This window comes from Bradyrhizobium sp. 23, from assembly GCF_023073295.1.
In the GTDB taxonomy this organism is placed as follows: Bacteria; Pseudomonadota; Alphaproteobacteria; order Rhizobiales; family Xanthobacteraceae; genus Bradyrhizobium; species Bradyrhizobium canariense_D.
The window spans coordinates 154,533-168,403 of the sequence record NZ_JADPJF010000132.1 but is presented as its reverse complement, the minus strand read 5'-3'; the positions used below and the strand labels follow the sequence as shown (position 1 = coordinate 168,403).

Genomic DNA, 13,871 nt, shown 5'->3' with positions numbered 1-13,871 from the left:
GAGCCGAAGCCGCCGCGGCTCACGCCGCCGGAGCCTGAATCGGACGACGTTCCGGACGAGGAATGGCTCGAGGAGTCGCTGCTGAAGAAACTCGATCGCGACGAACTGCCGCCGCCGCTGGAGGAGCTGCGGCTGCTGCTGCACGAGGTGCTCGCTTGCACCGCCGGGTCCATGCCGGCAGGGGAGGGCTCGCAATTCTGCCGCGGCATCAGTGTGTAGGCGGTGGTGCCGACCGCGATCGTGCCCATCACCAGCAGCGCGACATGGCCGGAGCGCTTCACCGGCTGTTGTGCAGGCGGCGGTCCGGCCGCCGGCCGGCGCTTGCCGAACTCCTTTTTGGAGCGCTTGTCGGTCATGTCAGTAGATCATGCAGGCGGCGTTGAGCAGGCCTGCGGCGAGCGAGGACAGCCCGAGCCAGATGGCAGCTGCAAGTTCGCCGGCGGCAATCCGCGCCGACAGGTTCGGCACCGGCACTCTCACCAGGAAGAACACGACGATCTGGACGATCAGCGCGATCATCGCCCAGATCAGGCAGTCCAGCACATTGGCCGAATGCGCGATCGCGCTGACAAGCGGCGCCACGAAGCCGAGCAGGCTGAGGCCGAGTGCGATCGCCGCAGCCGGATCGTTGTCGCGGATCAGCTGGAATTCGTTATGCGTCGTGATGCGGGTGTAGACGAACAGGTACGCCACGATCGCGATCAGCCCGGTGCAGAAATAGACCAGGAAGGCGGGCAGGCCGGCCAGTGATTGCAGGATCATCGTTCCCCCATCGTGCAGCGACCATTCGTCGGCGGGGGAAGGATAGCGGTTCAACGGCGCAAGGACGATGAGGCCCCGTTCGCGTCCCCAAAAAACAAAACCCCGCCATTTGCGGCGGGGTCCAGGCTGGGAGGAGCAAGCCCCGAAGGGCTCGCGGGTAAAACCCAGGATCAGGCGGGGATGCGCTCTTCGACCTCGTGCGGCTCGCGCAGCACGTAGCCGCGGCCCCACACGGTCTCGATGAAGTTGCGGCCTTCGGAGGCATTGGCGAGCTTCTTGCGGAGCTTGCAGATGAAGACGTCGATGATCTTCAGCTCGGGCTCGTCCATGCCGCCATAGAGGTGGTTGAGGAACATTTCCTTGGTGAGGGTCGTGCCCTTGCGGAGCGAGAGCAGCTCCAGCATCTGGTATTCCTTGCCGGTCAGATGCACGCGCTGACCGCCGACTTCCACGGTCTTGGTGTCGAGGTTGACGACGAGGTCGCCGGTCTGGATCACCGACTGGGCATGGCCCTTGGAGCGGCGCACGATCGCGTGGATGCGGGCAACCAGCTCGTCCTTGTGGAAGGGCTTGGTCATGTAGTCGTCGGCGCCGACGCCGAGACCCTTGACCTTGTCCTCGATGCCGGCGAGGCCGGAGAGGATCAGAATGGGTGTCTTGATCTTGGAGACCCGAAGCTGCTTGAGCACGTCGTAGCCGGACATGTCGGGCAGGTTGAGGTCGAGAAGGATAATGTCGTAATCGTATAATTTACCGAGATCGACGCCTTCTTCCCCCAAATCGGTCGTGTAGACGTTGAAGCTCTCAGACTTCAACATCAGCTCGATCGACTGCGCGACGGCGCTGTCATCTTCAATCAGCAAAACGCGCATGCCAGTTCCCCATAGTCGCCGCTCCTGGGCGTCAGGTCGGCCGCATTCGCGGCACACAACAAAACGCCTTTGAACAACTGATTCGGATCCTGACAACAGATGGTTAACAAATTCTGATTCTGGAACGCAAGCCCTGTAGATGCAATTTTCGTCGAATCGCCCTAAGGTCTTGTGTGCGAAGCAGCTTTCGTTATCCGGTTGCGTTCAAGTTCCACTTTAAGAGACGGGCCTAACCGACTCTCGCGACTCAGCCTTCTTCTGAAGGGGAGCCACGCTCAGTCACAAAGACAGTGACGCAATGATTAACGATGCGGGTAAACACGAAGTTAAGCGCCGTTCAGAAATATGGCGAAACTTAAGGTTCTCGCCACGAAACCCCGGATTATGAAGGCGATCACCCTCATGAAGGCCCTCTTGTGAAGGCTCTTGCCGAACAGATCGGCGACATTGACGGCATCAATATTTATGGCCGTGTGGTCGGCGTGCGCGGCCTGATGGTCGAGGTCGCCGGTCCGATCCATGCGATGTCGGTCGGCGCGCGGCTCGTGATCGAGACCGGCGGCAACCGTTCCATCCCCTGCGAGGTGATCGGCTTCTCCGGCAACAACGCCGTCGTGATGCCGTTCGCCGGTCTGGACGGCGTACGGCGCGGCTGCAAGGCCGTCATCGCCAATGCCGCAAATCAGGTGCGGCCTTGCGCGGCCTGGCTCGGCCGCGTCGTCAATGCGCTGGGGGAGCCGATCGACGGCAAGGGGCCGCTGCCGCAGGGCCCGGCGCCGATGCCGTACCGCAATTCGCCGCCGCCGGCGCACTCGCGGAAGCGCGTCGGCGCGCCGCTCGATCTCGGCGTGCGCGCGATGAACACCTTTCTGACCTGTTGCCGCGGCCAGCGCATGGGCATCTTCGCAGGCTCCGGCGTCGGCAAGTCGGTGCTGCTGTCGATGCTTGCGCGCAACGTCGATGCCGCCGTCAGCGTCATCGGGCTGATCGGCGAACGCGGCCGCGAGGTGCAGGAATTCTTGCAGGACGACCTTGGCGAGGAGGGCCTGGCCCGTTCCGTGGTCGTGGTCGCGACCTCCGACGAGCCGGCGCTGATGCGCCGCCAGGCCGCCTATCTGACGCTTGCGGTCGCCGAGTATTTTCGCGACGAGGAGCAGGACGTCCTCTGCCTGATGGATTCGGTGACGCGCTTTGCCATGGCCCAGCGCGAGATCGGCCTGTCCGCTGGCGAGCCGCCGACCGCCAAGGGCTACACGCCGACCGTGTTCACCGAGCTGCCGAAGCTTCTGGAGCGCGCCGGTCCGGGCCTCGGGGAGGGCGCCATCACCGCGATCTTCACGGTGCTGGTCGATGGCGATGACCATAACGAGCCGATTGCGGATGCCGTCCGCGGCATCCTCGACGGACACATCGTGATGCAGCGCTCGATCGCCGAGCGCGGCCGCTACCCCGCCATCAACATCCTCAAATCCATCTCCCGCACCATGCCGAAATCGGCCGACCCGCAGTTCTGGCCGACCATCCAGAAGGCGCGGGCGGTGATGGCGACCTATGCCGACATGGAAGAATTGATCCGTCTGGGCGCCTACCGCGCCGGCTCCAGCCCCGAGGTCGACGAGGCGATCCGCCTGCACGAGCCGCTGGAGGCCTTCCTGCGCCAGCGCAAGGATGAAAATGCATCGCTGGCGGACGGCTACCGCCAGTTGGCGCAAATCCTTGGTGATTTGGAAACGGAACGCTAACTTTGTCCCGTCATCATCCCATCCCACAGAGTAGTAGAGCCGGTCTTGGCCCCCGTCGGGCCTGTGGGGAGACCGGTGTTGTCCCACGTGCAGCCAAGGGACTTCTGGGGAGTACGAGTCGATGAAGTCACGTGATACACTCATCCGCCTGAAGAAATTTCAGGTCGACGAGAAGCGCCGCCGGGTCACCCAGATCGAGACCATGATCGCCGACTTCCAGCGGATGTCGACCGATCTTGAACGCGAGATCTCGACCGAGCAGGAGCGCGCCGGGATCAACGATCCCTCGCACTTCGCCTATCCGACCTACGCCAAGGCTGCCATCCAGCGTCGCGAGAACCTGACCCGCTCGGCCGACGAGCTGAAGGGCCAGCTCGACGAAGCCAAGGCTGCGCTGGCCGAAGCCTTCGAGGAGCTGAAGAAGGTCGAGCTCCTTGACGAGCGCGATCAGGCCCGCGAACGCGCCGAGGAAAACGCCCGCGAGCAGGCCGATCTCGACAGCATCGGCCTGATGCGTGCCCGCATGGGCGCCGTCGCCTGAGACGCTAGCCGCCAGACCTGCGAGAATTTGCAGAACCCGGACCCCAAGGTCCGGGTTTTCGCATGCCCTGTCCACAGTGTGGCGCCGCGCCCCCTTGGTGGTCGGCTTTGTCGCGCGCTATGGTGGCGGAATGCCAGCGCCTGCGCGGAATGCGACGGGCCGCGCATTGGGGGGCTGAATGCTGACGCCAGCAGAGCTGGTCGGGCTGATTGGGGCGATGGCGCAGGGCGATCAGGCCGCGTTCGAGCGCCTCTACGTCGCCACGCGCGCGAAACTCTATGGCGTCGTGCTCCGTATCTTGCGCCGACAGGATCTCGCAGAGGAGGTCATTCAGGAGACCTACGTCAAGATCTGGAACAGCGCCGGCCAGTTCAATCCCGCTCTCGCGTCGCCGATCACATGGATGGCGTCGATCGCGCGCAACCGCGCCATCGACATCGTGCGCAAGAAGACGGAAGTCTCCATCGAGGAAGAGCCCCAGGCGATGGAAGTCGCAAGCGACAGCCCCGATCCGCTGGCGCGGAGGGAGATGACCGAGGAATTGAAGCGGCTGCTGGAATGTATCGGCCGGCTCGAGCCGGACCGTCAGAGGCTCGTGCTTCTCGCCTATTACAACGGCTGGAGCCGCGAGCAATTGGCGGAGAAATTCGCGGCGCCCGTCAACACGGTGAAGACGTGGCTTCGGCGCAGCATGATGGATATTCGCGAATGTCTCGGGCTATGAGATTCGGGCTACGGGAGCTCATACGGTGAGGGTGGGTCTGGACCGCAAGTGATGGCCTATACGGAGGACCATATCGCGCTCGCCGCGGAATATGCGCTCGGCACGCTCGACGCCGGCGAGCGCGCGCAGGTCGAGACCATGATGGCGGTGGACAAGGCGTTCGCCGATGTCGTGCAGGCGTGGGCATTCCGGCTCGGCGTCCTCAACCAGATGGTCGGCTCGATCGAGCCGCGGCCGATCGTGTGGGAGAACATCAGGTCCGAGCTCGCGCGGACAGGCTTTGCGCAGGATCCGCCAGCACTGCCGGACGCAGCGCCGCCGCCACCTGTGCCGGAATATTCCTCGCCCGACACCGTGCCTCCGCAGGTGCCGTCGGAGAATATGCAGCAATCGCCGCCGCCTCCCGAAGCGGAGCAGCCTGCCCCGGCGCGACTTGAGACCGATGCGATTCCCGACGTCGTGCCGCTATTCATGCCGCAGGTCCACGCGCCGGACCCGGAGGTCGCGCGTGCGCCACCGCCGCCGGTTGCCGACAACAGCAACGTGATCCGGCTCGAGGGCCGCGTGAAGCGCTGGCGCACCATCGCATCCGCCGTCGGCGCGCTCGCGGCCGCGCTGCTCGTGACGCTGTCGCTTCAGATCTTCCTGCCCGACGCGCTGCCGGGCGGCTTGCGACCGGTACCGCGCATCCAGACCGTCGAGGTGAAGACACCGGCGCCGCTCCCGGCGTCGTCGCAATATGTCGCCCTGTTGCAGGGCCAGGGCGGAGGTCCCGCCTTCATCCTCACCATCGACGGCGCGACCAAGAACTTTACGGTGCGTAAAGTGGGCGCGACACCGGAGCCCGGCAAGAGTTTCGAGCTCTGGCTGATCTCCGACAAGCTGCCGCGTCCGCGTTCGCTCGGCGTGATCGGCGCCGGCGATTTCACCGCACGACCGGTGCTCGGCTCGTACGATGCCGACGTTGTCAACGGCGCGACCTACGCCGTCACGCTCGAGCAGGCGGGCGGTTCGCCCAACGGCCAGCCGACCTCGGCGCCGGTGTTTTCCGGCAAGCTGATCGAAACCGTGCCATCGTCACAGCCACAGGCGCCCGCGAAGAAGTAGGTTTCCATTGTCGTCCTGGCGAAAGCCAGGACCCATTGCCCCAAGAGCTTGTTGCAAGAGTGAGCGATGGCAACACGGGTGAGCAACCACTCAATCCCCGAGGTAATGGGTCCTGGATCGGCGCTCGCTCTGCTCGCTTGTCGAGGACGACCCCGGGGGGCATTGGACGCTTCAACATGTGGTGGCAATGCCTGATCGGTTCTGTCGCCACGGTCCGTCCCGCGTCGTCTTCCGACAAATTCCGCCGAATCCGCCCCCGATTTGAACCTCTCCGCGTTTCGCGGCGTCAAATGCCCGGAATTTGCAGTCGGCGCCCCCCAATCATGGTGCCGGAGAGGGGCGAGAAATCAGATGGATGCAGCGAAAACGTCGGGCATCTTCATTCACCAATATGCGGGGCTGCCACACGGTCCGGCCTTCGAACATTGGCGCGAGCGGACTTTCGGGGCCTGTGGCCTGGATATCGGGCCGAGCCGGGGCGACAGCATCGATTGCCGGCTCCAAGTCAGCGTGGTCGACAATATCGCGCTCGCCATTCCCGAAGGCGCCTCCGCACAATATTCACGCACCCAGAGCCATCTTGCCGACGGCAGCGACGATCTCGTCCTGATCGCCGCGCATGCGGGCCTCGTCCGCGTCGGGCAGAACGGCCATGCCGTGGAGCTTGCGCCCGCGCAAATGGTGCTCGTCGACATGGGCATCACCGGCACCGTCGGCCACACCGAGGAAGATCGCTTCACCACCATCCGCATGCCGCGCCGCGCGCTGCTCGAGATCCATCCGCGCGCCGAGGACAAGCTGTCGCAAGTGCTCTCGGACGGCGCGCTCGCCGAGACGATCTTGCGCTACCACTCCCTTGCCGCCCATCATGCGCCGCATCTCGATGCCGTCGGCCAGCGCCTCACCGCGCAGCACATGGTCGATCTCGTCGGCCTGCTGCTCGGCACCGACGCCGAACATGCAAGTCTCGCGCGCGGGCGAGGTCATGCGGCGGCCCGTCTCGATCTCATGCGCGCCGACGTGATGGCTGCGCTTGGCCGCAACGATCTCTGCCTGTCCGAGATTGCTACGCGCTCCGGCCTGAGCCCGCGTCAGGCACAGCGCCTGTTCGAGCAGGCCGGAACGACCTTCACCGAATTCGTGTTGGAGCAGCGCCTGCTGCAGGCGCGCAAGCTGCTCAGCGATCCCCGCGCCAGGACCCGCAAGATCAGCGACATCGCGCATTCGTCTGGCTTCTCCGATCTGTCCTATTTCAACCGCGCCTTCCGCAAGCGCTTTGCCGCGACGCCGTCGGAACTGCGCGAGGCCTGAGCCGACCGAGAATTTGTGCGGCGCGCCGGTACCACCGCAGTTGGTCCATCCGGCAGGATGAGCTATATTTGTCTGCGCGGTCAGACAGCTTGATCGTTCGTCGCTTCGTCGTCGCTCTCTTGGGAAATGCAGTCAACGGACATGGCGCGTATCGTCGTGCTCGGCGCCGGGTTTGCAGGTCTGTGGGCGGCCATCGGTGCCGCACGCAAGCGCGAGGAGATCGGCGCGGCCGGCCGTGACATCGAGATCCGTGTCATCGATCGCAATCCCTACCACAACATCCGCGTCCGCAATTACGAGGCCGATCTCAGCGAGGTCGCGCTTCCGCTGCCGCAGCTGCTCGATCCGATCGGCGTCAGTCACGGGATCGGCGAGGTCGAAGCCATCGATCCGGCACGGCGGGAGATTTCGCTGGTCACGGGAGGCGGCGACGAGACGCTGGCTTATGACCGGCTGGTGCTGGCGCTCGGCAGCGAAGTGATGCGTCCCGACATTCCCGGGCTTGCCGAGCATGCTTTCGATGTCGACACTTATTCAGCGGCGCGCCACCTCGAGGATCATCTCACCTCGCTCGGACGCAGCGTGCCCGCGCCGGGGCGCTCGACGATCGTCGTGGTCGGCGCCGGCTTCACCGGCATCGAGGTCGCGGCCGAGATGCCCGACAGGCTGGCGCGCGCCGGCATTACCGGCAGCCGCCGCATCATCCTGGTCGATCCCAATCCGGTGGTGGGCGCCACGATCGGCGCGCATGCGCGTCCCGTCATCGCGACGGCGTTGGCCTCGCTTGACGTCGAGACGCGGCTCGGCGTGCGCGTCGTCTCCGTCGAGGCCGCCGGACTGCGTCTGAGCTCGGGCGAATTCATTCCGACGCGGACGGTGATCTGGTGTGCCGGGATGCGCGCGAGCCCCTTGGCCGCAAGCTTTCCGGACGCACGCGATCGCCTCGGGCGTCTTCTGGTCGATCCCATGATGCGGGTTGCGGATGCCGGCGGCGTGTTCGCGGCCGGCGACGTCGCCTCGAGCGTGGTCGACGGCTTGCATCCGACCGTGATGTCCTGCCAGTTCGCGCGTCCGATGGGCCGCTTCGCCGGCCACAATGTGGTCGCCGATCTCGCGGGCCTGCCGATGCTGCCGCTGCGGATAGACTGGTACGTGACCGTGCTCGATCTCGGCGGCTGGGGCGCACTCTATACGGAAGGGTGGGACCGCGAAGTCCGCGCCACCGGCGCGGCCGCGAAGGCAACCAAGCAGACGATCAACCGCAAGCGCATCTATCCGCCGTTGTCGGGCAGCAAGGACGAGCTATTCGCTGCGGCAGTCCCAACCGTGCAGGCGCCGCCGCCGACGTATGGGGCGCGGTAGTATCCGTGCCTGTTGCGGGATGACGGCGGTACGTTTTCCATCGTCATTGCGAGCGTAACGAAGCAATCCAGAATGTCTCTGCGGAGGGATTCTGGATTGCTTCGTCGCAAGAGCTCCTCGCAATGACGCAGCTGCACGCGCGTGCGCTCACGGTGACGACATACCCCAGACATGAGAAAGCGCCCGTGGGGGGCGGGCGCTTTCTGTAGTCGACTTGGGGTTGGGGTCGTCTACATATCCACGTGGCGACTTTGGGGGGCTGATAAAGAGCCGCGTGAATTCCTGAAACTCAAATCTCCTTAGCGAACGAGGGAAACGTTCGAGCTGGTGATAGCGATCGGCTTGCCCGCCTTCATGACGCGAGCGGTCTGGGTCAGGCCGTCATCTGAACTCGTACGCGCGGTGATCCCGAGACCCGCCACCGTGATGCCGGCAACGAGCGCGACAACCACGATCTTGAGGTGGGTCGAGCGATCTGCGCTGTAAATCGAGTGGTTCATGGAAGGCTCCTGCCGCCATCTACCCGAAGTAGTCGCCTGCGTGCTTGGGCAGGTTCATGCTTCCGGTGCCCAACAACCTAGTATTGGGGGGATTCGTTCCCAAGAGGCGATCACAAGGGCGTGACAGGACGTGAGAAGCCGCGATCAGAAAACGACCCTTGATCGTGCAATTTAGCAATTATTTCAAAGCTGTAATGTGTCTGCCAAGCGCCTTGCCCGCCGTCGATCGGCAAGGCGCCAAAACCTGAAAAACCATTTGCCTGTGGCCAAAAAACACACGGCTTCTTAAGGCAAATCAGATGCTTCCGACCGTTTTCAACCTCGCCCTGGGGTGGATTTCAGCCTGCGACAGCACGGTCGTCTGGGCCCGGAACCGCTCGACCAGGGAACGCACGAAGGGACGAATTGCCGCAGAGGTGACCAGCACCGGGGCCTCGCCTTCACGCGCCGCGCGCTCGAAGGCGTCGCGCACGCCGGTCATGAACTCCGACAGCTTCGAGGGCTGCATCGCGAGGCTGCGCTCCTCGCCCTGGCCGATAATGGATTCGGCGAAGGCTTGTTCCCAACGGGCCGACAGCGCGATCAGCGGCAGGTAGCCGCTGTAAGAGGTGTTCTGCGCACAGATCTGCCGCGCCAGGCGGGCGCGGACGTGCTCGACCATGGTGGCCGGATTGCGCGAGAAGGCGAGCGAGTCGGCGATGCCTTCGAGGATGGTCGAGAGGTCGCGGATCGAGATGCGCTCGGCGAGCAGCAGCTGCAGCACGCGCTGGATGCCGGAGACGGTGACCTGTCCGGGCACGATGTCCTTGACCAGCTCGCCCTGCTCCTTCGGCAGCTCCTTGAGCAGCTTCTGCACCTCGCCATAGGAGAGCAGGTCCGACATGTTGGCCTTGAGCAGCTCGGTGAGGTGGGTCGAGAGCACGGTCGCGGCGTCGACGACGGTATAGCCCTTGAGCGAGGCCTCCTCCTTGAGGCTGGCATCGACCCAGGTCGCGGGCAGGCCGAAGGTCGGCTCGGTGGTGTGGATGCCGGGCACCTGCACCTGGCTGCCGCCGGGGTCCATGACCATGAACTGGTTCGGCCAGATCTTGCCGGTGCCGGCGTCGACCTCCTTGATCTTGATGATGTAGGTGTTGGCTTCGAGCTGGACGTTGTCGAGGATGCGCACGGCGGGCATCACAAAACCCATCTCGATCGCGAGCGAGCGGCGCAGCGCCTTGATCTGCTCGGTGAGGCGATCGGTGCCGTCGGGGCCGTTGACCAGCGGCAGCAGGGCATAGCCGAGCTCGATCTTGAGATCGTCGATCTTCAACGCCGCGGAGATCGGCTCCTCCGCCGCAGCGGAGCCGGCTGCGCCCGGCGTTCCCGGCGCAGGTGCGGTCTTCGCGACTTCCTCAGCCCTGGCAGTCGCCCGGTTGCGGTTGCGGGCGTGCCAGGCGAGCGCACCGGCGCCGGAGCCGAGCGCCAGGAAGGGAAGGGTCGGGATGCCCGGCAGGGCCGCCAGCACCAGCATGACCGCCGCGGACATCGCGAGCGCCTGCGGATATCCGGAGAACTGCTTCATCAACGCCTTGTCGGCGGCGCCGGACACGCCGGCCTTGGAGACGAGCAGGCCGGCCGCGGTCGAAACGATCAGCGCCGGCACCTGGGTGACGAGGCCGTCACCGACGGTCAGCAGCGTGTAGCTGCGGCCGGCATCGGCAAAGGACAGACCCTGCTGCGCCACGCCGATGATCATGCCGCCGACGACGTTGATGAAGACGATCAGGAGGCCGGCGATGGCATCGCCGCGGACGAATTTGGAGGCACCGTCCATGGCGCCGAAGAAGCCGCTCTCGTCCTCCAAATCCTTGCGCCGCTGCTTGGCGACCGTCTCGTCGATCAGGCCGGCGGAGAGGTCGGCGTCGATCGCCATCTGCTTGCCGGGCATGGCGTCGAGGTGGAAGCGTGCCGCGACTTCGGCGATACGGCCCGAACCCTTGGTGATGACGACGAAGTTGACGATGATCAGGATGGCGAAGACGATGATGCCGATGACGAAATTGCCGCCCATCACGAAGCTGCCGAAGGCTTCGATGACGTGACCGGCGGCATCCGTGCCCTCGTGCCCGTGCGACAGGATCAGGCGGGTCGAGGCCATGTTGAGCGACAGCCGCAGCATGGTCGAGATCAGCAGAACGGTCGGAAAAGCGGAGAATTCCAGCGGCGCCTGGATGAACAGCGACGTCATCAGGATCAGGATCGAGAGTGTGATCGAAATCGCCAGGAACAGGTCCAGCACTATCGCAGGCAGCGGAAGGATCAGCACCACCAGGATGGTGAGAACGCCGAGCGCGAGCGCGATATCGCCGCGCTTGAGGATGTTGCCGACTTCGGCAAGGGTCGGGAAACCGGCGTTCGTGCTGCCTACGCCCTGTCCTGCGGTGACGTCGACCATGGTAGCTGCCCCTCCGCGCGACTGCCGTCCGCGCGCCCCAAATGTCTGCGCGGCGGCCGAGGGGCCGCCGTTCCGAAAGTGAGGCACCGCACTGGCGTCCACGGGAGCTCCCGTTCTACGCGGCTGACGACACTCGACTCCACTGGGCAATTCTTGCCGGGTGTATGGTTAGCAAAGGGTTAATAAAGGGTGCGGCATGGGGGCTGACCGGGGTATTTCGGCCATCTGGCAGGCAAGCAGTCGTCATGCCCGGCTTGTCCCGCCGAAGGCGTGGATGGCCGGGACGAGCCCGGCCATGATTTGTGGAAGCGTCTGGGGCCGATATCGGCGGACGGAGGAAGTGGCCCTACTTCGCCTTCTCCATCCGGGTCACCGTATAGCCCGAAGTCGCCTCTTCGGCTTCGAAAGTCACCTTGTCGCCGACCTTCACCTGCTTGAGCACGGCCGGGTCCTTGACGCGGTAGATCATGGTCATGGGTTCATCCATGCCGAGGTTCTTCGCGGGCCCGTGCTTGAGCGTGATCTTGCCGGCGCCCTCGTCGATCTTCTTGACCTCGCCGCTGATCGCGGCGCCCTGGGCTGCCAGGGCACCTGTGGCAAGGCCGACGGCCAGCGCCAGCGCGGCGGCGATACGGATGATGCGGTTCATGGGAGCCTCCCTTGCGTTACTTCACGGTGACGTGGCCGACCATGCCGTAGTCGCGGTGGTCGGGAATCAGGCAGGAAAATTCGAACGTGCCGGCCTTGCTGAACTTCCAGAGGATCTCGGCTGTCTTGCTCGGCGCGAGCCTGACCCCGTTGGGATCGTCATGCTCCATGTGCGGGTGCTTCTTCATCTCCACCGCATGCGCGAGATTCTCCTTTGTGGTGGCGAGCAGGAATTCATGGTCCTCCTTACCGACATTGCGCAGCACGAAGCGAATCTGCTCGCCGCGTTTGACCTCGATCCTGGCGGGGGCATAGTCCATCTCGTTCAGCAGGATCTCGATGGTGCGCGCGGGCTTTTTGGGATCGCCGGGCTCGCCGGCCGAAAAGGTGCCGTGCCCGTGCTGGTCGTGGGCCAAGGCCGGCGCGGTGGAAAGCGCGGCCAGCGCGAGACCGAGCTTGATCGTCGTCTTCATTGGTAGCTCCAGTTGGTGGTGGTTCATCGAAACGCTCACATCTTCATGTTCTTCATCGGCGGTCCGCCTGGTTGTTGCCGCACGGGCTCCGGGGCCGGCGGCGTGACCTCGTAGGCGACGGTGCCCTGCGGGAATTGGTAGGGGCCGGGATCGCGATAATCGTCCCGCGCGAGGCCTTCGCGGATCTTCATCACCGTGAACATGCCGCCCATCTCGATCGGGCCGAACTGACCGGTGCCGGTCATCATCGGCAGCGTGTTGTCGGGCGCGGGCATCTCCATGTTGCCCATCGCCATGCCGGTCGAGCCCATCGCCATGCCGTCAGGCGCGAGCTTGCCGACCGCCTTGACGAGATCCTTGCGCGACACCCCGATCATATTGCGCATGTCGTGTCCCATCGCATTCATGGTGTGATGCGACTTGTGGCAGTGGAACGCCCAGTCGCCGGGGTTGTCGGCGAGCACGTCGAACACCCTGACAGCGCCGACCGGTACGTCCGTCGTCGTCTCCGGATATTGCGCGCTCTCCGGAATCCAGCCGCCGTCGGTGCAGGTCACCGCAAAGCTGTGGCCGTGCAAATGGATCGGATGGTTGGTCATGCTGAGATTGCCGATGCGCACGCGCACCTTGTCGCCGAGCCTGACCGGCAGCGGATCGATGCCGGGAAACACCCGCGCATTCCAGGTCCACATGTTGAAGTCGGTCATCTCGTTGACCTTCGGCAGATAAGTGCCGGGATCGACGCGATAGGTGCTCATGACGAAGACGAAGTCGCGGTCCACGGCCCGAAAGCTCGGGTCGCGCGGATGCACGACGACCATGCCCATCATGCCCATCGCCATCTGCACCATCTCGTCCGAATGCGGATGGTACATGAAGGTCCCGCTCTTCCTCATCTCGAACTCGTAGACGAAGGTTTTTCCCGGCTGGATGTGCGGCTGGGTAAGTCCGCCGACACCGTCCATGCCGCTGGGAATGATCATGCCGTGCCAGTGCACGGTGGTGTATTCGGGCAGCCTGTTGGTCACGAAGATGCGGACCTTGTCGCCCTCGACGGCCTCGATCGTCGGGCCCGGTGACTGGCCGTTATAGCCCCACAAATTCACCTTCATGCCCTCGGCGAATTCGCGCACCACGGGCTCGGCGACGAGATGGAATTCCTTCCAGTCGCCGTTCATCCGGAACGGCAGCGACCAGCCGTTCAGCGTGACGACGGGGCGATAGTCCGGCCCACTGACGGGGTGCAGCGGCGGCTGCATCACCACCTTGTCCATGTGCGGGGCTTCCGGAATCGAGGCGGCCTGGGCGCGGCCGCTGACGACGGATGCGCCGGCGAGCGCGGCGCTACCCAAAAATCCTCGGCGGGAAAACATGTTGGCCTCCATGTCAGTG

At 64.6% G+C, this 13,871-nt stretch carries 14 protein-coding genes; 7 read left to right on the top strand and 7 right to left on the bottom strand.

Features of this window, described 5'->3' with window-relative positions:
- A partial coding sequence (locus IVB32_RS32270; protein ID WP_247412667.1) for a hypothetical protein occupies positions 1-219 on the top strand: 219 nt, incomplete at its 5' end.
- 138 nt (positions 220-357) lie between these two features.
- On the opposite strand, the gene IVB32_RS32265 is transcribed toward IVB32_RS32270, so the two are convergent.
- Together IVB32_RS32265 and IVB32_RS32260 are read right to left on the bottom strand one after the other, a co-directional pair.
- Positions 358-762, bottom strand: coding sequence for a DUF350 domain-containing protein (locus IVB32_RS32265; RefSeq protein WP_018455720.1), 405 nt, complete (start codon positions 760-762; stop codon positions 358-360).
- Between the two features lie 170 nt (positions 763-932).
- Complete coding sequence (locus tag IVB32_RS32260) at positions 933-1,634, bottom strand: response regulator transcription factor (protein WP_007600544.1); 702 nt, start codon at positions 1,632-1,634, stop codon at positions 933-935.
- A gap of 416 nt (positions 1,635-2,050) precedes the next feature.
- Here IVB32_RS32260 and fliI point away from each other — a divergent pair, with 416 nt between their 5' ends.
- From fliI to IVB32_RS32230, 6 genes are all read left to right on the top strand, one after another.
- Positions 2,051-3,376, top strand: a complete 1,326-nt coding sequence (gene fliI / locus IVB32_RS32255; protein WP_018455719.1) for a flagellar protein export ATPase FliI — start codon at positions 2,051-2,053, stop codon at positions 3,374-3,376.
- Positions 3,377-3,497: 121 nt separating this feature from the next.
- Entirely contained in the window at positions 3,498-3,917 is a 420-nt protein-coding gene (fliJ, locus tag IVB32_RS32250) for a flagellar export protein FliJ (RefSeq protein WP_007606301.1), read from the top strand.
- 178 nt (positions 3,918-4,095) lie between these two features.
- Positions 4,096-4,641 (top strand): sigma-70 family RNA polymerase sigma factor, encoded by a 546-nt coding sequence (locus tag IVB32_RS32245; protein WP_018455718.1) that lies wholly within the window; start codon positions 4,096-4,098, stop codon positions 4,639-4,641.
- Between the two features lie 51 nt (positions 4,642-4,692).
- Positions 4,693-5,748 carry an anti-sigma factor gene (locus IVB32_RS32240; protein WP_247412664.1) on the top strand — a complete coding sequence of 352 codons (1,056 nt, stop codon included), beginning with the start codon at positions 4,693-4,695 and terminating at the stop codon, positions 5,746-5,748.
- A gap of 351 nt (positions 5,749-6,099) precedes the next feature.
- Positions 6,100-7,059 (top strand): AraC family transcriptional regulator, encoded by a 960-nt coding sequence (locus IVB32_RS32235; protein WP_247294694.1) that lies wholly within the window; start codon positions 6,100-6,102, stop codon positions 7,057-7,059.
- Between the two features lie 141 nt (positions 7,060-7,200).
- A complete protein-coding gene (locus tag IVB32_RS32230; RefSeq protein WP_247393443.1) occupies positions 7,201-8,421 on the top strand; it encodes an FAD-dependent oxidoreductase in 1,221 nt (406 codons plus the stop codon).
- Between the two features lie 299 nt (positions 8,422-8,720).
- Here IVB32_RS32230 and IVB32_RS32225 read toward each other — a convergent pair whose 3' ends face one another.
- The 5 genes from IVB32_RS32225 to IVB32_RS32205 all read right to left on the bottom strand — a co-directional run bounded on the left by IVB32_RS32225 (position 8,721) and on the right by IVB32_RS32205 (position 13,852).
- Entirely contained in the window at positions 8,721-8,921 is a 201-nt protein-coding gene (locus IVB32_RS32225) for a hypothetical protein (protein ID WP_247294690.1), read from the bottom strand.
- A 295-nt stretch (positions 8,922-9,216) separates the two neighbouring features.
- Positions 9,217-11,358 carry a flagellar biosynthesis protein FlhA gene (gene flhA / locus IVB32_RS32220; protein ID WP_085383680.1) on the bottom strand — a complete coding sequence of 714 codons (2,142 nt, stop codon included), beginning with the start codon at positions 11,356-11,358 and terminating at the stop codon, positions 9,217-9,219.
- Positions 11,359-11,704: 346 nt separating this feature from the next.
- The gene (locus tag IVB32_RS32215; protein ID WP_085357864.1) at positions 11,705-12,007 is read right to left on the bottom strand and encodes a copper-binding protein; all 303 of its coding nucleotides are present in this window, start codon (positions 12,005-12,007) and stop codon (positions 11,705-11,707) included.
- A gap of 16 nt (positions 12,008-12,023) precedes the next feature.
- Entirely contained in the window at positions 12,024-12,479 is a 456-nt protein-coding gene (locus IVB32_RS32210; protein ID WP_085383679.1) for a cupredoxin family protein, read from the bottom strand.
- A gap of 35 nt (positions 12,480-12,514) precedes the next feature.
- Complete coding sequence (locus IVB32_RS32205) at positions 12,515-13,852, bottom strand: copper oxidase (protein ID WP_247294688.1); 1,338 nt, start codon at positions 13,850-13,852, stop codon at positions 12,515-12,517.
- Positions 13,853-13,871 lie beyond the last annotated feature (19 nt).